Annotated in this window: 21 protein-coding genes and 1 pseudogene; 13 read left to right on the forward strand and 9 right to left on the reverse strand. The window is 61.3% G+C overall.

What is annotated here, in order from left to right:
* Positions 1 to 266: 266 nt before the first annotated feature.
* The 13 genes from mdh (at position 267) to AC0L39_RS10875 (ending at position 14,075) form a co-directional block, all read left to right on the forward strand.
* Positions 267 to 1,241 (forward strand): malate dehydrogenase, encoded by a 975-nt coding sequence (gene mdh / locus AC0L39_RS10815; RefSeq protein WP_473257795.1) that lies wholly within the window; start codon positions 267 to 269, stop codon positions 1,239 to 1,241.
* Entirely contained in the window at positions 1,238 to 1,684 is a 447-nt protein-coding gene (locus tag AC0L39_RS10820) for a hypothetical protein (RefSeq protein WP_473257797.1), read from the forward strand. The genes mdh and AC0L39_RS10820 overlap by 4 nt, the downstream gene beginning before the upstream one ends.
* Positions 1,685 to 1,732: 48 nt before the next feature.
* Positions 1,733 to 2,227 carry a hypothetical protein gene (locus AC0L39_RS10825; protein WP_473257799.1) on the forward strand — a complete coding sequence of 165 codons (495 nt, stop codon included), beginning with the start codon at positions 1,733 to 1,735 and terminating at the stop codon, positions 2,225 to 2,227.
* Positions 2,228 to 3,118, forward strand: a complete 891-nt coding sequence (sucD, locus tag AC0L39_RS10830) for a succinate--CoA ligase subunit alpha (protein ID WP_473257801.1) — start codon at positions 2,228 to 2,230, stop codon at positions 3,116 to 3,118. It begins immediately after the preceding gene.
* Positions 3,119 to 3,142: 24 nt separating this feature from the next.
* Entirely contained in the window at positions 3,143 to 6,004 is a 2,862-nt protein-coding gene (locus AC0L39_RS10835; protein WP_473257802.1) for a 2-oxoglutarate dehydrogenase E1 component, read from the forward strand.
* 30 nt (positions 6,005 to 6,034) lie between these two features.
* Entirely contained in the window at positions 6,035 to 7,270 is a 1,236-nt protein-coding gene (odhB, locus tag AC0L39_RS10840; RefSeq protein WP_473257804.1) for a 2-oxoglutarate dehydrogenase complex dihydrolipoyllysine-residue succinyltransferase, read from the forward strand.
* Between the two features lie 66 nt (positions 7,271 to 7,336).
* The gene (gene lpdA / locus AC0L39_RS10845; RefSeq protein WP_473257805.1) at positions 7,337 to 8,749 is read left to right on the forward strand and encodes a dihydrolipoyl dehydrogenase; all 1,413 of its coding nucleotides are present in this window, start codon (positions 7,337 to 7,339) and stop codon (positions 8,747 to 8,749) included.
* The gene (locus AC0L39_RS10850) at positions 8,742 to 9,563 is read left to right on the forward strand and encodes a Rossmann-fold NAD(P)-binding domain-containing protein (RefSeq protein ID WP_473257807.1); all 822 of its coding nucleotides are present in this window, start codon (positions 8,742 to 8,744) and stop codon (positions 9,561 to 9,563) included. The genes lpdA and AC0L39_RS10850 overlap by 8 nt, the downstream gene beginning before the upstream one ends.
* Positions 9,560 to 9,736: a hypothetical protein gene (locus AC0L39_RS10855; RefSeq protein WP_473257808.1), complete on the forward strand. Its 177-nt coding sequence runs from the start codon at positions 9,560 to 9,562 to the stop codon at positions 9,734 to 9,736. The genes AC0L39_RS10850 and AC0L39_RS10855 overlap by 4 nt, the downstream gene beginning before the upstream one ends.
* Before the next feature lie 226 nt (positions 9,737 to 9,962).
* Positions 9,963 to 11,261 (forward strand): DUF4403 family protein, encoded by a 1,299-nt coding sequence (locus AC0L39_RS10860; protein WP_473262359.1) that lies wholly within the window; start codon positions 9,963 to 9,965, stop codon positions 11,259 to 11,261.
* 38 nt (positions 11,262 to 11,299) lie between these two features.
* Positions 11,300 to 12,658, forward strand: coding sequence for an amidase family protein (locus AC0L39_RS10865; protein ID WP_473257809.1), 1,359 nt, complete (start codon positions 11,300 to 11,302; stop codon positions 12,656 to 12,658).
* Positions 12,659 to 12,672: 14 nt separating this feature from the next.
* Positions 12,673 to 13,386 (forward strand): PepSY domain-containing protein, encoded by a 714-nt coding sequence (locus tag AC0L39_RS10870; RefSeq protein WP_473257810.1) that lies wholly within the window; start codon positions 12,673 to 12,675, stop codon positions 13,384 to 13,386.
* Positions 13,386 to 14,075 carry a trimeric intracellular cation channel family protein gene (locus AC0L39_RS10875; RefSeq protein WP_473257812.1) on the forward strand — a complete coding sequence of 230 codons (690 nt, stop codon included), beginning with the start codon at positions 13,386 to 13,388 and terminating at the stop codon, positions 14,073 to 14,075. The genes AC0L39_RS10870 and AC0L39_RS10875 overlap by 1 nt, the downstream gene beginning before the upstream one ends.
* Here AC0L39_RS10875 and AC0L39_RS10880 read toward each other — a convergent pair.
* The 9 genes and pseudogenes from AC0L39_RS10880 to secY all read right to left on the reverse strand — a co-directional run bounded on the left by AC0L39_RS10880 (position 14,072) and on the right by secY (position 21,619).
* Positions 14,072 to 14,887 carry a hypothetical protein gene (locus AC0L39_RS10880; protein WP_473257813.1) on the reverse strand — a complete coding sequence of 272 codons (816 nt, stop codon included), beginning with the start codon at positions 14,885 to 14,887 and terminating at the stop codon, positions 14,072 to 14,074. The two genes, AC0L39_RS10875 and AC0L39_RS10880, sit on opposite strands and share 4 nt — an antisense overlap.
* Positions 14,888 to 15,048: 161 nt before the next feature.
* Positions 15,049 to 15,600 carry a hypothetical protein gene (locus AC0L39_RS10885; protein WP_473257815.1) on the reverse strand — a complete coding sequence of 184 codons (552 nt, stop codon included), beginning with the start codon at positions 15,598 to 15,600 and terminating at the stop codon, positions 15,049 to 15,051.
* A 263-nt stretch (positions 15,601 to 15,863) separates the two neighbouring features.
* A complete protein-coding gene (rplQ, locus tag AC0L39_RS10890; protein WP_473257817.1) occupies positions 15,864 to 16,286 on the reverse strand; it encodes a 50S ribosomal protein L17 in 423 nt (140 codons plus the stop codon).
* An 81-nt stretch (positions 16,287 to 16,367) separates the two neighbouring features.
* Positions 16,368 to 17,423 (reverse strand): DNA-directed RNA polymerase subunit alpha, encoded by a 1,056-nt coding sequence (locus AC0L39_RS10895; protein ID WP_473257819.1) that lies wholly within the window; start codon positions 17,421 to 17,423, stop codon positions 16,368 to 16,370.
* Between the two features lie 131 nt (positions 17,424 to 17,554).
* On the reverse strand, positions 17,555 to 17,947 hold the full coding sequence (gene rpsK, locus AC0L39_RS10900) for a 30S ribosomal protein S11 (protein ID WP_247158879.1): 393 nt from the start codon (positions 17,945 to 17,947) through the stop codon (positions 17,555 to 17,557).
* A 59-nt stretch (positions 17,948 to 18,006) separates the two neighbouring features.
* A pseudogene (gene rpsM / locus AC0L39_RS10905) lies at positions 18,007 to 18,376 on the reverse strand (30S ribosomal protein S13).
* 387 nt (positions 18,377 to 18,763) lie between these two features.
* Entirely contained in the window at positions 18,764 to 19,471 is a 708-nt protein-coding gene (locus tag AC0L39_RS10910; protein ID WP_473257821.1) for an SRPBCC family protein, read from the reverse strand.
* Between the two features lie 73 nt (positions 19,472 to 19,544).
* Positions 19,545 to 20,189, reverse strand: a complete 645-nt coding sequence (locus AC0L39_RS10915) for an adenylate kinase (RefSeq protein ID WP_473257822.1) — start codon at positions 20,187 to 20,189, stop codon at positions 19,545 to 19,547.
* Positions 20,190 to 20,254: 65 nt separating this feature from the next.
* Positions 20,255 to 21,619: a preprotein translocase subunit SecY gene (gene secY / locus AC0L39_RS10920; protein ID WP_473257824.1), complete on the reverse strand. Its 1,365-nt coding sequence runs from the start codon at positions 21,617 to 21,619 to the stop codon at positions 20,255 to 20,257.
* Between the last annotated feature and the right edge of the window lie 52 nt (positions 21,620 to 21,671).

The raw sequence follows: 21,671 nt of genomic DNA on the forward strand, positions 1-21,671 counted from the left end.
ATACCGATGCAATACGGGCCGCGATTGCAGCTGCGGCATCGTTGACCAACACGCTCCCGACAGCAACTCATGCTGCCTTATTGCAATTGCGAACTATGTGCAAAGATAGTTGGAAGCTTCACCCTTTTGCCGGTTGCAATCGCGCTTTCACCCGCCTACCGCGCCCCTAACGCATCCGGATGTCATCGCCACTAGGGACGGGGCTCGCGCGTTCGGATTGAGGCTTTCCTTTTCGTCCCATGATTCCAGGGAAGGATATCTCGAATATGGCCAAGAACGCAGGACGCAGGAAGATCGCGCTCATCGGCTCCGGCATGATCGGCGGTACGCTCGCCCACCTCGCCGCGAAGAAGGAAATGGGCGATATCGTCCTGTTCGACATTGCCGAGGGTATGCCGCAGGGCAAGGCGCTTGACTTGTCGCAGTGCGGCCCGATCGAAGGCTTCGACGCGAAGATCACCGGTTCAAACGACTACGCCGACATCGCAGGCGCGGACGTTATCATCGTTACCGCCGGCGTCCCGCGCAAACCAGGCATGAGCCGCGACGATCTGCTCGGCATCAACCTGAAAGTGATGAAAGCGGTCGGCGAAGGCATCAAGAACAACGCGCCCGACGCATTCGTGATCTGCATCACCAATCCGCTCGATGCGATGGTCTGGGCGCTGCGCGAATTTTCCGGCCTGCCGCATAACAAGGTCGTTGGCATGGCGGGTGTGCTCGACAGCGCGCGTTTCGCGACCTTCCTCGCATGGGAGTTCGATTGCTCGGTGAAGGACGTGAACGCCTTTGTGCTGGGCGGCCACGGCGACACTATGGTCCCGGTCAAGAGCTACACCACGATCAACGGCATCCCGGTTGACGACTACGCCAAGATCAAGGGCGTCCCCGCAGAGCGCCTCGACGAGATCGTGGACCGCACCCGCAAGGGCGGCGGCGAGATCGTCGGCCTGCTCGGCAACGGCTCGGCCTATTACGCCCCCGCCACCAGCGCGATCAGCATGGCCGAAGCCTATCTCGGCGACCAGAAGCGCATCCTGCCGTGTGCGAGCTACGTCGAAGGCAAGTACGGCCTCGATGGCCTCTATGTCGGCGTGCCCACCGTGATCGGCGCGGGCGGTACCGAGGAAGTCATCGAGATCGAGCTGTCAGACGAGGAGAAGTCCAACCTCAAGGTCAGCACCGACGCCGTTGAGGAACTGCTCGAAGCGTGCAAGGGGCTGGATGAGAGCCTGAAATGAGCGCCGATCTAGTTGTCTTCGACCCTGCAGAAGCGCCGCGTGACGGTGAGGCTTGGCGCGAATGGTACGAACGGATAAATGAAGACGATCATCCTGAAGAGGGCGAGTTTGACCGATTGAGTCCCGCTCTCCGCTCTTGGTACGACGCCATGACCAAGGATTATCCTGACTTCATTCGCACTGACAACGAGCACCCTAATGGGATGGATTATGGCCTTATGGGCTCCGCAATTCATTGCGTGATGCCGCGAGGCCCGGGCGATATTGGTGAAGCCGATAAACTGAGCAACCGACTTGTAAAGGAGCTCGGACTTGGCACGTACGATATGATGTCAGACGATGGGCGCGAAGGTCGCCACATCGTCTTTCCTGACGGCCCGCTTCCGGACGTCCCGAAACCACCATCCTTCTTCTCAAAACTCTTTGGGAAAGGAAAGGGCTGAAGTGTCGATGCTCATAAGCCAAGAACTCAAGGTTATTGCCGGTCGGTGATGCGGACCCCGCTCGCCTTTCTTGCCCTCGCCGCTCTCTTCACCGCCCCCGCCTCTGCGCGCGAGGTCGATCGGCAGGAAGTCGCCGAAGTGTTTGCGACCGACGTACCGCAAGAGCGGCGGCTTTACTGCCGCGACACGCAAGTGTTCACGCTCGCGGATGGGAGGGAATACCGCGCATGTGTCGATTGGCGCGCGCAGAACCGCACCCGCGTGGTGCGCACCTATGCTGCGCTCGATGGGCCGGAAACCGATGTCGATGCAAATCTCGATCTTGCGCGGGCCTGTTTCGACATTGCCGTTGCAAGCCAGAACGATCCCCATCGCGCCTCGTTCGATGAAAACGCATTCCTTGCCGGAGCGCGCGCGCATTTCGAACTTTGTGCGCGTAGCCGAAATCTTGAGCGCCGCGGCGAATACAGCCTGCGTATTTACGACAACGCAGTCTGGCTCGGCGTACCGATAACCCAATATTCGAAAAGACGGAGTTTCTGAATGTCCATCCTCGTAAACAAAGACACCAAGGTCATCACCCAAGGTATGACCGGTGACACCGGCACGTTCCACACGCAGCAGGCGCTCGATTACGGGACGCAGATGGTTGCGGGTGTAACCCCCGGTAAGGGCGGCACAACGCATATCGGCCTGCCCAACTTCAACACCGTGCGCGAGGCCAAGGAAGCCACCGGCGCAACCGCGTCTTGCATCTACGTTCCCCCGCCCTTTGCAGCGGATGCGATCTGCGAGGCCATCGATGCCGAGATGGAATTGATCATCTGCATCACCGAGGGCATTCCGGTGCTCGACATGGTCAAGGCCAAGGCCGCGCTGACGGGCAGCAAGTCGCGGCTGATCGGCCCGAACTGTCCCGGCGCGCTGACGCCTGAAGAATGCAAGATCGGGATCATGCCCGGCAGCATCTTCAAGAAGGGCAGCGTCGGCGTTGTCTCCCGCTCGGGCACGCTGACTTACGAAGCCGTCCACCAGACCACGCAGGTCGGCCTCGGCCAGACCACGGCGGTCGGCATTGGCGGCGATCCGGTGAATGGCACGAACTTCATCGACGTGCTCGACCTGTTTCTGGACGATCCAGAAACCAAATCGATCATCATGATCGGCGAGATTGGCGGCAGCGCCGAGGAAGAAGCGGCAGAATATCTCAAGCAGGAAGCCGCCAAGGGCCGCAGCAAGCCGACCGTCGGCTTCATCGCCGACCGCACAGCGCCTCCGGGCCGCCGCATGGGCCATGCCGGTGCGATTGTGTCCGGCGGCAAGGGCGGCGCTGATGACAAGATCGCGGCGATGGAAGATGCGGGCATTCGCGTCTCGCCCTCGCCGTCCGAGCTTGGCACGACGCTTGACGCGATGCTCAAAGAACTGGCGTAACTCCCCTCCTCCTGGAGAACCCACATGGGTCAAGAACCGAACGATTTTCTGCCGCAGATGTCCGATCAGGAAGGCCCCCAGCCGGGGCCGTCCTGGGGCAATCCCAAATGGCTCGATCAGGTCAGCGATTCCGGCGCGGACCTGACCACGGCCCTCGATCCGACGCAGATGCGCGTCGTCGTCGAAAAGGCGGCGAAATCGGCAGGCAAGGCGCTCGATCCCAAAGCGATCGAAGAGGCTGCGGCCAATTCGATTGCGGCAATGACGCTGGTGCGGCTCTACCGTGTGCGCGGACACATGTCGGCGGACCTGGATCCGCTGGGTCTTTCCAACAAGCGCGAACAGCCTGAAGACCTGACGCTCGCTTTCCACGGCCTTGCGGGCAAGGAAGCGCAGGAAGTCTATGTCGGCGGCGTGCTCGGCCTCGAATGGACGACTGTGCGCGAACTGCATGACCGGCTCGTCGCGGTCTATTGCGGCAAGGTCGGCCTCGAATACATGCACATCGCCGATACCGAAGAACGGCGCTTCCTGCAGGACAAATTCGAAAGCCCTGGGGAAACGATCCAGTTCACACCCGAAGGCAAGAAAGCGATCCTCGCAGCGGTGCTGCGCGGCGAGCAATACGAGGAATTTCTCGGCAAGAAATATGTCGGGACCAAGCGGTTCGGCCTCGATGGCGGCGAATCCATGATCCCTGCGCTGGAGGCGGTGATCAAGCATGGCGGCAGCGCGGGCGCGCGCGAGATCATCTACGGCATGGCACACCGCGGACGGCTCAACGTCCTCGCGAATGTCATGGAGAAACCGTACAAGGTGATCTTCCACGAATTTTCCGGCGGATCGGCCAACCCCGAAGATGTCGGTGGATCGGGCGACGTGAAGTACCACCTCGGTACCAGCACCGACCGGACGTTCGACGACATTGAAGTCCACATGTCGCTCGTCCCCAACCCCTCGCACCTCGAGACGGTCAACCCGGTCGTGCTCGGCAAGACGCGGGCGCAGCAGGCCTTCCGCGAGGGTAAGAAGCGCGAACAGGTGCTGCCGGTGCTGATCCACGGCGATGCTGCTTTCGCTGGTCAGGGCGTCGTGTGGGAGAGCCTCTCGCTGTCCGGCGTACCGGGCTACGATACCGGCGGCTGCCTCCACTTCATCATCAACAACCAGATCGGCTTCACCACCAGCCCCAATTTCGCGCGCTCCTCGCCCTACCCAAGCGATGTTGCCAAGGGCGTCATGGCGCCGATCCTGCACGTCAATGGCGACGACCCCGAAGCTGTGACCTTTGCGCGCAAGCTGGCGGTCGAATACCGCCAGAAATTCGGGCGCGACGTCGTGATCGACATGTGGTGCTATCGCCGCTTCGGCCACAATGAAGGCGACGAGCCGAAATTCACCCAGCCGCTGATGTACGATGTCATTCGCAAGCATCCCAAGGTCTCGGCAATCTATGCCGAGCGCCTGATGAAACAGGGCGTCATCGACGCAAAGCACCGCGACGAGGTCTCCGCCGAATTCGTGTCACTGCTCGATGAAGAATTCGAGGCGGCCAAGAGCTACAATCCCAATGAAGCGGACTGGTTCGGCGGACGCTGGGCGGGCCTGAACAAGCCGGTCGATCCGGAAACCGCGCGCCGCAATATCGAAACTGCTATCGAGCCCAAGATGTTCGAAAGCCTTGGCCGTGTGCTGACCGATGTTCCCGATGACGTGAACATCCACAAGACGCTTGGCCGCGCGCTGAAGGCCAAGGGCGAGATGTTCTCCAGCGGCGAAGGCTTCGACTGGGCCACTGCCGAAGCGCTCGCTTTCGGCAGCCTCGTGATGGAAGGTTACGGTGTGCGCCTGTCCGGTCAGGACAGCGGGCGCGGCACCTTCTCGCAGCGTCACGCGGTGTGGGTCGACCAGACCGATGAACGCAAATACATCCCCTTGAGCACCCTGCCGCACGGCAAGTTCGAAGTGCACGATTCCACTTTGTCGGAATACGGCGCGCTCGGTTTCGAATACGGGTTTGCGATGGCCGATCCCAAGACTCTCACGTTGTGGGAGGCGCAATTCGGCGACTTCGCAAATGGCGCGCAGATCATGATCGACCAGTACATCGCATCGGGCGAGGTGAAGTGGCTGCGCGCGAACGGCCTCGTCATGCTGCTGCCGCATGGATACGAAGGACAGGGACCGGAGCACTCCTCCGCCCGACTCGAACGCTTCCTGCAGCTGTGCGCGAACGACAATATACAGGTCTGCAATATCACGACCCCGGCGAATTACTTCCACGTTCTGCGCCGCCAGATGCTGCGCCCGTTCCGCAAGCCGCTTGTCATCATGACGCCCAAGTCGCTGCTGCGGCACCCTCTGGCGAAAAGCCCGCGCGAGGAGTTCCAGGGGGAGCATCACTTCATGCGGATCAAATCCGACATGACGGAAATCCCGGACGAAAAGATCAAGCGGCTCATCCTGTGCTCGGGCAAGGTAGCCTACGACCTGATGGAAAAGCGCGATGAGGAAGGGATCGACGACATCTCGATCGTCCGCATCGAGCAACTTTACCCCTTCCCCGGCGAACCGCTGACGGTACGCCTGAAACGCATGACCAATCTCGAAGAGATCGTGTGGTGTCAGGAAGAGCCGAAAAACAACGGCGCATGGTTCTTTGTCGATCGCCTGATCGAACTGGCGGCGCGCGATGCGGGCTTCGACGGGATGCGTCCAGTCTACGCCGGGCGCGAGGTGGCAGCCTCCCCCGCCACCGGCCTCGCCAAGCGGCACAAGGCGCAGCAGGAAGGGCTCGTTTCCGTCGCGCTCGACCTCGCCAATGTCGGCAAGACCAAGAATCGCAAACCCAAGCGGCGCGGCGGCGCTGCCAAAGCCTATTCCTGAGGATAAACCCTTCGAAAGGGATCAATAATCATGAGCACTGAAATCACCGTCCCGGCTCTCGGAGAATCCGTAACCGAGGGTTCAATCGGCGAATGGCTGAAACAGCCCGGCGATGCTGTCGCCGCCGATGAACCGATCGCCAGCCTCGAAACCGACAAGGTCGCTGTGGATGTCCCCTCGCCTGTCGCCGGCGTCCTGTCCGCGCACAAGGCCGAGGTTGGAGACACGGTCGAAGTGGGTGCGGTTATCGCCATCATCGAAGAAGGCGCAACCGCTGCGGCAACCGGCGAAGAGGCGGGCCGCAAGGAGCAGCAGGCTGAAGCAGGTGAGGACAAGCGCGAGAAGGCAAGTGAAGACCTCGCCGCCGCCGCGCAGACGCTCTCTCCAGCCGTGCGCCGCGCCGTGCTCGAACACGGCGTCGATCCCTCGACCATCAAAGGTTCCGGCAAGGATGGCCGGCTGACCAAGGAAGACGTGCTCGAAGCAGCCAAGGCCAAGGGCGATCCCGCACCTGCGCCCTCCCCCGCACAGACGCCGAGCCCCGCTCCGGCGGCGACGACGGGCGAGCGCAAGGAAGAGCGCGTCAAGATGACCCGCATGCGCCAGACCATCGCCAAGCGTCTGAAGGGCGCGCAGGAAGAAGCGGCTTTGCTCACCACCTTCAACGATTGCGACATGAGCGCGGTCATCGAGGCGCGCGGCAAGTACAAGGACATGTTCGCCAAGAAGCACGACATCAAGCTCGGCTTCATGGGCTTCTTCGCCAAGGCCGCGTGCCTCGCGCTGAAGGACGTGCCGAGCGTCAATGCGTACATCGAAGGCGACGAGATCGTCTATCACGATTACGTCGATATCTCGGTCGCTGTTTCCGCCCCGAACGGCCTCGTCGTCCCGGTCATCCGCGACGCCGACAAGAAGGGCTTTGCCCGGATCGAGAAGGACATTGCCGACTTCGGCAGCCGCGCCAAGGAAGGCACGCTGACGATGGCCGACATGACCGGCGGCACGTTCACGATCTCCAATGGCGGCGTATTCGGATCGCTGATGTCGACCCCGATCATCAACCCGCCGCAAAGCGCCGTGCTGGGCCTTCACCGCATCGAAGACCGCCCGGTCGCGGTGAACGGCGAAGTCGTAATCCGCCCGATGATGTATATCGCGCTGTCCTATGACCACCGCCTGATCGACGGGCGCGAGGCGGTGACTGCGCTCAAGATCATCAAGGAAGCGATTGAAGATCCCACCCGGATGCTGATCGATTTGTGATCAGCACAAGACCAGTTGAATCAATGATTTCCGGTCCCACCTCGTAAGGGATCATGGAGCTACAAAATGGCTGAATACGACTACGACGTCCTTGTTATCGGTGCCGGTCCCGGCGGTTATGTCGCGGCGATCCGCGCGGCGCAATTGGGGCTGAAGACCGCTTGTGCGGAAGGGCGCGCGACGCTTGGCGGGACGTGCCTCAATGTCGGCTGCATCCCGTCCAAGGCGATGCTGCGCGCATCCGAATTCTTCGACGCGGCAGCCAATGGCACGATGGCGGAGATGGGCGTGGACGTGACGCCGAAGCTCAATCTCGACCAGATGCACGCTCAGAGGATCGATGCGGTCAAGGGCCTGACCGGCGGGATCGAGTTCCTCTTCAAGAAGAACAAGATCGACTGGAAAAAAGGCTACGCCTCTTTTCAGGATGCGCACACGGTCAAGATCGGTGACGAAACCGTCACGGCCAAGGACATCGTGATCGCGACCGGTTCATCGGTCACCCCGCTGCCCGGTGTAGAGGTCGATAATTCCAAGCATATCGTGGTCGATTCGACTGGCGCGCTTGAACTTCCGAAAGTGCCGAAACAGATGGTCGTCATCGGCGGCGGCGTGATCGGGCTGGAGCTTGGCTCGGTCTGGCGGCGTCTGGGCGCAGAAGTCACCTGCATCGAATTCCTCGACGAAATTCTGCCCGGCCTGGACGGCGATATCCGCAAGGAATCCCGCAAGATCTTCAAGAAGCAGGGCATCGAATTCAAGCTTGCCACCAAGGTCATCGGAGTGACTGTAAAGGGCAAGAAAGCGACCCTGACAATGGAACCAGCCGCTGGCGGCGACGAGGAGACGATGGAGGTCGATTGCGTCCTCGTATCCATTGGCCGCAAACCCAATACCGAAGGCCTCGGCCTCGACGCCATTGGGCTGGAGCCCAACCAGCGCGGCCAGATCGAGATCGAACACGACTTCAGCACCAAAGTGGACGGCGTGTGGGCCATCGGCGACTGTGTCCCCGGCCCGATGCTCGCCCACAAGGCCGAAGATGAAGGGATCGCGGTTGCGGAAAACATCGCGGGCCAGACCGGGATCGTGAACCACAACGTAATCCCGAATGTCGTCTACACCTGGCCCGAAATCGCGGGCGTCGGCCTCACCACCGAACAGGCCATCGAGCAGGCGGGCGGCGACAAGAAGGCGGTCAAGGTCGGCAAATTCCCGATGATGGCAAACAGCCGCGCCAAGACCAATCACGAACCAGACGGCTTTGTGAAAGTCATCGCTGACGCGGAAACCGACCGCGTTCTGGGCGTATGGTGCATAGCGAGCGTCGCAGGCACCATGATTGCCGAGGCAGGGATCGCGATGGAATTCGGCGCAACCTCCGAAGACATCGCCTACACCTGCCACGCCCACCCGACCCACGCCGAAGCCATGAAGGAAGCGGCCATGGGCGTGCGCGGCAAGGCCATTCATGTCTGATCCGATGGCCCGCTCGGTAGCCATTGTTGGAGCGGGCCAGATCGGATTTGCAGCGAGTTGCAACTTCGCCCACGAGGGTTGCGAAGTCACCGTCCATTCACGCAGTCGGCCAAGCTGGCTGAGCGCGGAGCGCGAGCGCTTTGAACCCTACCTTATTGGCGAACATGCCGCGCCAGAGGCGGATGTCGTCGTCGATACTTTGGCATTCGATTGCGAGGATGTCGCGCGTTACGACCCTGACATGGTCGGTCGCCTGATCGTGATCTCATCGGCCAGCGTGTACAGCGACAGCGATGGAAGGACGCTGGACGAGGCAGCGCAAATCGGCTTCCCTGAATTTGGCGGCCCCATCAGCGAAGACCAACTGACTGTTGCCGCCGGGCCAGAAACCTACTCGACCCGCAAGGTTCGCATGGAGCAAGAGGCGCTGGAATTGTTCGGCGAGCGGACAGCGATCTTGCGCCCTTGCGCTGTGCATGGCCCCTTTAGCAAGCGCGCGCGCGAATGGTGGTTCGTCAAGCGCATGCTCGATGGCCGCAAGCGGATACCCCTTATCCATAGCGGCGAGAGCATTTTTCATACCACGTCGGCGGATTCGATAGGCCAGGTCGCCGTGGCTGTCTCGAATTGCGACATCGGAGGCGTGTTCAATATTGGCGATGACGCTCCTCCTTCGGTGAGCGAGATTGGCCAAGTCATTGCCAATGCGCTCGACCAAGAACCTGAATTTGTGCCTATCGAAGGGGAGAAGGTCTGGTGGGCCGAACCCCATGGTCGGTCCCACGTCCCTTCATTGTCTCAAGCGCTCGTTTGAAGGATTCGGGATTTGCGGGTGAGCGCAGCTATGCAGAGACCGCAGCCGAGGCAGTCAAATGGCTGGGTGACCTTAATCCTGCCGATTGGCGTGCCGCGCTTCCTCAGCTCGCTGCGTATCCGTGGGACCTGTTCGATTACGAAGCCGAAGACCGCTTTCTCGCTTCACTGTAAGCCGCTACGCTAACCTCGAAGGGGTTACGGGTGGCACAATCAAACTGGATCAGACATTATTGGCTGGCACTCGCCGCTGCGGTGACGCTTACCCTTACCGGCTGCTCCTTGTTCGAGCAGGTTATCGAGCCGCCGCCGGCGTGCCGACGATCCGATCGAGGTCCCTGGCGGCAGTTCCACGTTCTCCGCCAACATTGCCATCGACCTCGGCGATCTGAGGCGCGCGCTGGAACGCGAGGTGCCCACCCGGTTGTGGTCGATTGATGAGGCAGACGCGGAATGCATCCCGCCGCAGCGCACCGAAGTCATCGGCATTGCGCTTAAATCGCCGACCATTCGCTGCGATTTGAAGGGACGCGTGACGCGCGGGCGGCTTACGATTTCGGGCAGTGGGCAAGACCTTGTCATTACCATGCCGATCCGCGCGCAGGTGACCGCGGGCGATATTGGCGGTGTCATCCGGCAAAAGACCGCCAATGCGAAGGCCAATGTTACAGCACGGGTGCGCCTGTCGGTTGAGCCGGATTGGGCGGTCAGGGGCCGCGTCGCGATACGCTATGGCTGGAGGCAGCCTCCGACTGTCAGGCTGCTGGGCCGCGATCTCACTTTCGCTGACGAGGCCGATGAGCGGCTCCAATCGGTCGTACGCACGCTCGAACGGACACTGGAGCGCGAACTTGCCAGGCTGGACCTGCGCCGCGAGCTCGAACCCCTGTGGGAGCAAGGCTTTGCTGTCTTGTCGCTCAATCGGAAAAACCCGCCAGTGTGGCTGCGATTAACACCTCAGGCGCTCAGCTACGATGGCTATTCGGCCTCGCGAAATACGTTGTTGGTGAATATGCAGCTCGCTGCACGGACCGAGATCTTTGTCGGCGAGGCACCTCCAGCGCCAGCCGCGCAGCCCCTCCCCGATAGCGCCGGAGGCCTCGCCGAAAAACCGGGCCTATCACTTACCCTGCCCGTCGTGGCGCGATATTCGGAGCTTGAGGGCGTCATAAAGCGCGCATTGGCAAAACGCGCAGAGCGCCCCTTCCCGGTGCCCCAGTTGGGCGACCGGATGGTCGAACTGCGCTCTGTCACAGCCTACGGTACGGACGGGAACAGGGTCGCGGTCGGTGTGCAATTCGATGCGTGGGAGCCGGGCAATGAGAATGATCCGGCGCGCGGCACCGTTTGGCTCACCGCCCTCCCGAAAAACGCGCCGAATTCACGCGAGGTGCAGTTCCTCGATCCGCAATATCAGGCCGAAACGAGCCGGTTTACGACCAATGTCCTGCTCGAAATTGCGAAAACTCAGGATTTTTCTGCCGTGATAGAAGACGCGCTTACACAGAATTTCGAAGGGGATTATCGCGGTCTGGTGGACAAGGTGGAAACGGCGCTTGCGCAGCAGCGCATTGGCGACTTTGCAGTTCAAACGGATCTCACCCAGATTTCCACGGGCACTCTTGCAGCCTATGGCGAAGGGCTCTTCCTTCCGGTATCGGCGGAAGGGGACGCGCAGATTCGATATGCCCCGCGCTGATGGCGGTCGGGGACGCGTAGTGGGGAAAGACGACGACATTGGCTTATCCGCAACTGACGAACAAACCTGGCGCGCTCGATACCGCCGCTGCGATCCGCGCAGGTGACCTGAGCCCGCTGGAAGCGGTCGATGCAGCGATGGTCCGGATCGAGCATTTCGACGCCGAGATCAACGCGCTCGCCGTGCCGGACTTCGACCGGGCCTGCGAAACCGCCAAGGCGATGTCGGAACAGGCACCCGGCGAAGACCAGCCGCTGTTCGGCGTCCCGATGACGGTCAAGGAAAGCTTCGATGTCGAAGGATTGCAAACCTGTTGGGGGCACGAGCGGCTGACCGACTATATCGCCCCGCGCGATAGCGAGCTCGTGCAACGATTGAAGGCCGCCGGCGCGATCATCATCGGCAAGACCAACGTTCCGGTGGACCTGTCCGACTGGCAGAGCTTCAACCCGGTCTATGGCCGCACCAGTAATCCGCACGACACGGCCCGCTCGCCCGGAGGATCGTCCGGAGGCAGCGCCGCTGCCGTCGCGAGCGGCATGGTGCCGTGCGAATTCGGCACAGATATCGGAGGATCGGTCCGCGTGCCCGCGCATTTCTGCGGTATCTGGGGGCACAAGACGACATGGGGCCTCATCAGCAAGCGCGGGCACGATCATCCGCAAATGGCAAAGAGAAAAGGCTTCACCGCCGCGCATGACGGAGCGCTTTCAATTGCCGGGCCGCTCGCCCGCAACGCCGCCGATCTGGCGCTGCTTACGCAGCTGGGCGCGGTCGTCCCGCTGCGCCGGAGCGAAAAGCGCCTGCGCGATTGCCGGATCCTTGCCATCACCGAATACCCCGGCAGTCCGGTTGATGCCAGCGTAGCTGAACCTACCGATGAAGCGATCGAGCACTTGCAGCGCAGCGGGATAGCGATCGACCGGACGAGCGACCTGATCCCCGACCTCGCCCGGCAGCAGGCGGACTATCTGCGAATGCTCAATATCGCGATGGCGCGCGGGGCGCCCTCCCCCGACGGAAAACGAGCGAGTGCTTCGGACTGGTTCGACCTGCTCGATGCGCAGGCCGCCAACGAATTTGCGTGGAGCCATTTGTTCGAGACCTACGATTTCGTACTCGCCCCGCCAGCGCCCGTCCTCGCTGTCCCGCATCTCGATGGTTCGGTCTTCGATGCGACGGTCCGCATCAACGGGCAGGATCTACCGGCAGGCGGCGCGCTCGCGTGGGCGGGCCTTGCGACCTTCCCCAATCTGCCCTCGACAGTCTTGCCGATTGGTCAGAGCAATTATGAAGGCGCGGCGCTGCCGTGCGGGATGCAGGTCATCGGTCCGCGCTGGAGCGACCTCGATTGCATCGCTGCGGCGGATGCGCTCGCCGCGATATTGCACGGTTGATCGCGATGGCCCGGATGATGCGAAAACTCGCCAAATGGCATATCTGGCTCGGCTGGCTGGTCGGCGTGCCGGTCGTGATGTGGACCGCCACCGGGCTGTTCATGGTCGCCAAACCGATCGAGGAAGTGCGCGGCAACCATTTACGGGTCGAAGCAAGCGACACGGAAAACGCCCTGCCGCCCGGCAATCCTGCTCCCATCGCGTTTCAGCTGGAAAACACACCGCCGATCCGGTCCTTTGAAACGAGGTTACAGCGCGGGCGTCCCGTAACTTTCGTCACCTACGTGAATGGGCGCACCGAGCGATTCGATGCGAAAGACGGCACACGGATCAAGCCGCTTGCCGCAGAAGATGTCCGGGCCATCGTGGCGGCGGAAATCGTCGGCAGGGATAAGGTCGAGAGCGTAACATTCTTCGAGGCAGAGGACGTCCCATTCGATTTCCGCCGACCGTTGCCCGTCTGGCAAGTTGCGCTCGAAGACGGCGCGCATGTCTATATCGGTCGTGACACCGGAGCGATCGAGGCCGTGCGAACACGCTGGTGGCGCTGGTTCGATTTCATGTGGGGGCTGCACATCATGGACCTTTCCGAGCGGGAGGACACGAGCCATCCGATCCTGATCCTGTTCGCGGCGCTCGCCCTGACTGGATCGCTGTTCGGCTCGATCCTCATGTTTCGGCGACGCAAATCGCGCGTAAATACTCCGCGATCGACGGCCAAAGCGTAATGGACGAGGCTGTCCTCACACCGATCCTCGATATACTCGACATCGTCGGGATTGCGATCTTCGCGCTATCGGGCGCGGTGATCGCAGCAAAGGAACGGCAGACATTCGTCACCATGGCGTTCTTTGCGTTGGTAACCGGAGTTGGCGGAGGGACAGTGCGCGACCTGTTGATCGACGCGCCGGTGTTCTGGATCACCGACCCGTGGGTTGCGGCAGTCTGCCTTTCTACCGCTCTCATCGCCTGGTTCACACCGCTGGCGCTGTGGCAAGGCAAGGTGTTCGATCTTGCGGACGGCGTCGGCCTAGCCGCCTATGCGGTGCTCGGAAGCGCCAAGGCGCTTGCTTATGGCATCCCGCCGGTTCCGGCAGCGTTGATGGGGATCATCACCGGATGTGTGGGCGGCATCATCCGCGATGTCGTCGCCGGACGGCCCTCGGTGATCATGCAGCCTGAGCTCTATGTCACAGCCGCCGCATTGAGCGCGTCGCTGACCGTGGCCGGCATGACTTTGGTGCCATTGCTTGAACCAGGGATCGTCATTGCGGATGCGTGGGTGTGGGGCACGGCGTTCATCGCAGGGCTCGCGCTGCGCGCCATTGCCATCCAATGGCAATTGGGCCTGCCAAGTTACGGGAAGGCGGAGGAAGCCGCCGATGCAGCCTCCTCGCCATCAACCGAGGAATCTTAGCCGCCGAGATCGGCGTCGATGCTCTCACCCGTTTCCTGGCCCGGCAGCGGACCGCCCGGATAGGCAGGGAGCGGTTCTTCGGGGGCGACTCCCGTGCTCGCCTGCGCAGCATTGGCCTGACGCGCGGCAATGTAGCTTGCATCGCTCCACTGCTTGTCGTCTCCGCGTGCCCGCACGGTTTCTCCCGGATCGTATGATGACCCTCGGAAGCCTCCATAATCGATGTCGGCAACGCGGTCGTCATTGTCGATCTGGCAGGTAAAACCTTCACCGTTGAAGAGCGCCCCAGTGACTAGCCAGCCCTGCGAGGTGCGGTCCACTCCGTCGACGGTATCGACGCGAACATCGCGCTCGATCTGGCGCGCGCACTGGTTGACTGCATTATCGAGGCCCGATGCGGAAGAATTGTAGCCCCTGCGATCATCGCGGCGATCATAGTCACGGTCCCGGCGGTCGTAATCACGATACCGGTCACGTTCGACGATCACGACATCGCGCTCACGCTCGCGTCGGTTGTTGTTTGCAGCGCTTGCGACTGCGGCAATCCCGCCCAGGATCAGCACACCCGCCAGCACATCGCCAGTGCGCACACCGCGATGTCTGCGCCAGCCCCGGCGCCAACCGCGGCGGCCCCAGCGGCGCCATTCGCCCGCTTCCAGATCGCCGTCATAGGCACTGTGGTCGAAATCGGTGAAGATGGAGCTGCCGACGATTGGCGCTGCCGGAAGGTCGGCGGCGGCGGCCGGTGTGGCGGTCATCGAAACGGCTGCGACGAGGCCTGCAAGAGCCCCCGTACGGGTCTTGGAAAGCATAAATGCTCCCTCCTGTTAGAATTGAGCGCCCACCATTCGCCCCGGAATGCAAAAGCCATAGGCGGCTCAGGCTTTCGGATGCCTGAACCGCCTATGAACTTGGGTTGGTGGAGAAGTCACGGGGCGGCGGGAGGACCGCCCCGTCACCGTGTGCTTTGCGATCAACGCAGGCCGCGAAGATTGCGGAAGTCGACGTAAGGGCGTTGGCCCCGACCGACGAAACAGGTGAAGCGTCCGCGGTCGAAATCACGGCGGCCATATCCGCGCCCGCCTTCAACCTGAATGCGGCCCTTAACGCGGAACCCGTCACGGGTCCGGTCCACATCTCGGATTTGCGTTACGTCTGCGTAGCGGTAGCCGCCAAACCGGCGCGCCTGGCGCTCGGCTGCACGGACACAGCGCTCGACCGCACGGCGGCCATTGTTGTACCCGCGATTGTAGCGCGCGCGATGGTTATAACCGCGATAGTCGCGGTCACGGTAGCGTCGGTCGCGGTAACGTCTGTCGTCACGGTCATTGTCGAAAGCGCCGGCAATTGCGGCGATCCCTCCGATAATGACAGCACCGGCGATCACATCGCCTGCATCGATACCGCCGCGATCACGGTAGCGGTTGTCGTCAGCCATTGCGGGGCTCGCGGTCGCCAGGGCCATCGCGCCAGCCGCGACAGTCCCGAGCGTGCCTTTGGCGAGGGTCTTTTTCAGATTCGTCATTGGGTCGTATCCTCGGGGTTGGCCGGTGCGGGGTTGCGCCGACTAGATGCCCCTTATGGACAGTCCGCCCTTATGCGAGCCTGAAGCGCCCTTGCAGCGTTTGTTCAGATAAATATGACTTAACCTGAACAAATGTAACATGGGGTCGCAAACCGTAAAATCCAGTATGAACGCCTGTCAGAGCGCTCGCTCCGACCCATCGCAAAAGAAAAGGGCTGGCAGATCGCTCCGCCAGCCCTTCGAATATCGTGTCGGGGAAAGACTTAAGCGTCTTCGTCCTCGTATTCGTCGCTCATGACCGGACCGCTATCCTGGCCCTTGGCGTCTTCGTCGCGCTCGACGAATTCGATGATCGCCATTTGCGCGCTGTCACTGCCGCGATAGCCGGCCTTGATGATGCGGGTGTAGCCCCCATCGCGGTCGGAGTAGCGGTCGGCCAGAACGTCGAAGAGCTTCTTGAGCTGGGTCTCGTCCTGGAGACGGCTCATCGCAAGACGACGGTTCGAAAGACCGCCACGTTTAGCCAGCGTGATCAGCTTCTCGACATAGGGGCGCAGTTCCTTCGCCTTGGGAAGCGTGGTGTGGATCTGCTCGTGCTTGATGAGCGCGGCTGCCATGTTGCGGAAGAGAGCCGTACGGTGGCCCGACTTGCGTGAAAGCTTACGCTGAGAAATTCCGTGACGCATTGTATTTCCTTCAGTTCGATTGGGGCCCGTATCAGGTAGCCCAAAGCTGGCGGCGGTTAGGGCCCGCCGCCGATGCCCTGATTAACCCAGCAGCTCTTGTTCGAGCTTCTTGGCCATTTCTTCGATGTTCTCCGGCGGCCAGCCCGGGATGTCCATGCCGAGGCGCAGACCCATGCTGGAGAGAACTTCCTTAATCTCGTTGAGCGACTTGCGGCCGAAGTTCGGCGTGCGCAGCATCTCGGCTTCGGTCTTCTGGACCAAGTCACCGATATAAATGATGTTGTCGTTCTTGAGGCAGTTTGCCGAACGCACCGAAAGCTCCAGCTCGTCGACCTTCTTGAGAAGATAGCGGTTGAGCTGGTTGGCGTCGTCTTCCTGCGGCTGAGCAGCCTGACCGATCATGGCCGACTGCGGCTGCGGGATGCCATCTTCGAAATGGACGAACAGCGTTAGCTGATCCTGGAGGATGCGCGCGGCATAGGCCACGGCGTCTTCCGGGGTGACGGTGCCATCGGTTTCGACGGTCAGCGAAAGCTTGTCGTAGTCCAGTTCCTGGCCAACGCGGGCGTTCTCGACCTTGTAGCTCACCTGACGAACAGGCGAATACAGCGAGTCGACCGGGATCAGACCGATCGGCGCATCGGCCGGGCGGTTCTGAACGGCAGGCGAGTAGCCTTTGCCGACGTCTGCGGTCAGTTCCATGTTGAGCGTCGCGCCTTCATCGAGGTGGCACAGGACGAGGTCCTTGTTCATGACTTCAATGTCGCCAGAAACGGCGATATCGCCAGCCTTCACTTCCGCGGGGCCGGTCATGGAAAGCTGGAGACGCTTGGGCCCTTCGCCTTCCATTTTGAGAGCGATCTGCTTCACGTTGAGGACGATGTCGGTCACGTCTTCGCGCACGCCGGCGAGCGACGAGAATTCGTGGAGCACGTTCTCGATCTTGATCGAGGTGATCGAAGCACCCTGAAGCGAGCTCAGGAGCACGCGGCGCAGGGCATTGCCGAGCGTCAGGCCAAAGCCGCGCTCGAGAGGTTCGGCAACAAAAGTTACCTTGCGCTGCTTGTCACCGCTTTCCTTGATCTCGAGGGTGTTGGGTTTCTTGAGTTCCTGCCAGTTCTTCGTGTTGACGGACATGGATTTCCCCTAATGCGCTTGGAGCGGGTTTAAAATGTGTGCGGACCGGGGCGCCTGTAACAGCGCGTCCGGTCCGAGAAAGTCTCGGCGGCCAGATCAGCCGCCGGGCAGGTTCGGATCAGACGCCTGGGTTAGACCCTGCGCCGCTTCGACGGACGGACGCCGTTATGCGGGATCGGCGTCACATCGCGGATCGACGTGATGTTGAAGCCAACAGCGGCGAGACCGCGCAAAGCGCTCTCACGGCCCGAACCCGGGCCTTTCACTTCGACTTCGAGAGTACGGACACCGTGTTCGGCGGCCTTCTTGCCGGCATCGTCTGCAGCGACCTGCGCGGCATACGGTGTCGATTTACGGCTACCTTTGAAGCCCATGCTCCCGGCGCTGGACCAGCTGATCGCGTTGCCCTGTGCATCGGTGATGGTGATCATGGTGTTGTTGAAGCTGGCGTTGATATGCGCAACGCCGCTGCTGATGTTCTTTCTGTCGCGGCGTCTTACTTTACCGCCCGGTTCGCGTGCCATTTCTCGTATTCCTTATTGAATGCGGATGAAGGAAAAAACGTTAGGTCGAGACCTGACGCTTACTTCTTCTTCCCTGCGATCGGCTTGGCCTTGCCCTTGCGGGTGCGGGCATTGGTGTGCGTGCGCTGTCCGCGAACGGGCAGGCCGTTACGGTGACGCAAGCCGCGATAGGTACGCAGGTCCATCAGGCGCTTGATATTCATCGCGGTGTTGCGGCGAAGGTCGCCTTCCACCGTGTGATCTTCGTCGATGGTTTCGCGAGATCCGCAGCACTTCCTCATCGGTGAGGTCCTGCGCGCGGGCACTGTGATCGATGCCAAGTTTGTCGGCGATCCGGACAGCCGTCGTGCGACCAATCCCGTGAATGTAGGTAAGCGCGATAATAACACGCTTGTTGGTGGGGATATTTACCCCGGCAATACGAGCCACTTAATTCTCCATGCTCCACAGAGGTTTATGACAGGTGATGCCATTGCCTCTATCTCAACGCTCAATTCACCGACACGTCGTTATCCAAAAGCGGGCCTGTTGGTACCGGCGCAGTGCACCAGACTCCAAACAGCAAAGGCCCGGATGGCACGCACTTGGAAAGGCGTTGCCTGCCGGACCGGGTCGCCAGGGTATTATTCGGCGTGTCGAATGAGCCGCGCGCTTACGGTGATTCTCGATGACAGTCAACACCGGGCGCACGCATAATTGACCGAGCCGCCAATATGGGCAGCGGCGCGGGTCTTTCAAGAGCATGAATACACTGCCGCGATCCGCCAGTCAAAAGCGGGGCGGCGCGCGCTATAAACGTCTCAGCGAGAGGCCGGATCAGCCGTCGCTAAGATCACCGAATGCATCGTCGACCGAGGGCTCGACCGCTTCCGCTTCGACTTCGGCTTCGCTTTCCGGTTCAGCATCTTCCGGCTCTGGCTCTGACTCAGGCTCAGGTTCAGGTTCAGGTTCAGGTTCAGGTTCGTTGACCTCCACCCGCCCCAGCAATTCCGCCAGACCATCCAGTTGCTGGGTCATCACGCCGTCGACAGCCTTGGAAATCACTGGCACTTCGTACCGCATCCTGCCTGCAACATTGTATTCGAACACAATCCGCGTGCCCTCGTCCACTTCGCTGATTGCAATTGTCAAAATCCCGGTCACAGGTTCACTCTGCAAGGGACCCAGAGCGCCGGTCATGCGCAGCGCGCTTTCCGGATAAGCCTGGATAACGCGCATGTGCTCGACACTGCCCTCCAGAGTGATCCGGTCGGCATCCTCAACCTCGGGAATCTTTTCGCAAAAGCATCCGCCAGCCTGCGGCTTGAGCGTGAGGTTCGCCGAATCGGCTGACCAGGTGTGCGCAGCGTTCCACCAGGTAGAGGGCGAGATCAGCGCCAGCCAGACCTCCTTGGGTGTCGCCTCGACAACCGCCATATCGCGGGTGATGAAGCCCGATGCGTCCTGCTCGGTGACTTCGGCGGCGGCAGGCGCACCGACCATGCAGGCGGCGAACGCAGCGGCGGCGGTAGCAATGAAACGCATGACCCAATTCTCCCTTTGGGCAATGCTTATGCGATTGAACCGGCGAGCGAAAGGCCCTGCCCGCAAAGCACGTCTATGTCAGGATGGCGTCGATCGCGGAGGCAACTTCTTCGATTCCGGCCATGCCGTCGACGCGGGTCACTATGCCGCGCGCTTCGTAACCGGGGAGGATCGGCGCGGTCTTGGCGCGGTACTCATCCATGCGGGTGCGCACGGTTTCTTCGTTATCGTCGGGACGGCGCTTGAACTCGGTCGAGCCGCATACATCGCACACACCCTCTCTGGCGGGCGGATTGGCGGTGTCGTGGTAGAGCGCACCGCACTTGGCACAGCTGAACCGGCCCGTAATGCGCTCAACCAAGGCATCGACATCGACCCCTAGCTCGATCACGTAATCGAGGGTGCGTCCGTGCTTGGCGAGAATGCGGTCAAGGTCTTCGGCCTGTGCCGCGGTGCGAGGATAGCCATCAAAAATGGCGCCTGTGCCTGCATCCATCGCGGCGAGGTTGGCGTCGATCAATTCCGATACGATCTCGTCAGAGACAAGCTCTCCGCGGTCCATTACCGCTTTCGCCTTCAGGCCGACCGGAGTCCCGCCTTTCACGGCTGCTCGGAGCATGTCGCCGGTCGAAAGCTGGACCATCGAATGGCGCTCTACCAGACCTGCGCTCTGCGTGCCCTTCCCTGCTCCGGGAGGACCAAGAAGAATGATGTTCACCGACGAACCCCCAATGTGGCGCGGCATGGCAGCCGCGCGGTCAAACAGTCAGCCGCGACCATGCTTTAACGCATGCGGCCTTTCAACTTAGCCTTCTTGATGAGATCGCCGTACTGGTGTGCCAGCAGGTGCGACTGGACCTGGCTCAGCGTATCGACCGTCACGTTGACGACGATCAACAGGCTGGTCCCACCGAGGAACAGCGGAATACCGGTCTGGGCGATCATGTATTCCGGGATCACGCAGACGAGCGTCAGATAGATCGCGCCGACAACTGTGATCCGGGTCAGGACATATTCGAGGTAATCGGCGGTCCGCTTGCCCGGACGAATGCCGGGAATGAAGCCGCCGCCCTTCTTCAGGTCCTCGGCGCGCTCTTCGGGATTGAAGACCACCGCGGTGTAAAAGAAGGTGAAGAAGATGATGCCGAGCCCGTACAGCGTCATGTAGATCGGCTGTCCGTGCGCGAGGTATTGGTTCAGCGTCACGATCACGCCGCCAAAGGTGCTCTCGGTATCGACCGAGTTACCGGCGAACTGTGAGATCGTGAGCGGCAGAAGCAACAGCGAGCTCGCGAAGATCGGAGGGATGACGCCAGCGGTGTTCAGCTTTAGCGGCAGGTACGAATTGTCCTGCTGCATCATGCCGTTCTGGGTCGCGCGCTTGGGATACTTTACCAGCAGTCGCCGCTGTGCCCGCTCAACGAAGGAGATCAGCAGGATCAGCACCACGACCATGATCATAAAGCCGATGATGATGCCCGGCGAAATGGATCCGGTGCGGTCGCCTTCGAAAAGGTTGGTGGCAAAGGTCGGGAACTGGGCGACGATGCCCGCCATGATGATAAGCGAGACGCCGTTTCCGATCCCGCGCGAGGTGATCTGCTCACCCAGCCACAGCAGGAACATCGTGCCGCCGATAAGGCTGATGACCGCGCCGATGCGGAACATGTAGCCCGGCTCGACCACGGCCCCGATGCCTGTCTGGCCCGCAAAACTTTCAAGTCCGACAGCAAGGAAATACCCTTGGATAGCGCACAGGAACACCGTGCCATACCGGGTATACTGATTGAGTTTCTGCCGTCCGGTCGCACCCTCTTTCTTGAGCGCGGAGAGCGTCGGGTGCAGCGCCGAAGCCATCTGAACGACGATCGAGGCTGTAATATAGGGCATCACGCCAAGCGCGATGAGGCTCATCCGCTCAAGGCTGCCGCCGGAGAACATGTTGAACATGTCGAGCACGCCGCCCCTGCCCAGATCGGCGAGATCCTGCAAGGCAGTCGGGTTGACGCCCGGCAGCGGCACATAGCTGAGGAAGCGGAAAACGATCAGCGCACCGATCGTGAACCAGATGCGCTGGCGCAGCTCTGTCGCCTTGGCGAAATTGCCAAGGTTCATGTTGCTGGCGATATTATCGGCGCGTGATGCCATTGTACTTGATTAATCCTGGTCTTGCGCCGGCCCGTCCCGGCTCAGAACGGAT

The organism is Erythrobacter sp. K21-9 (assembly GCF_055808355.1).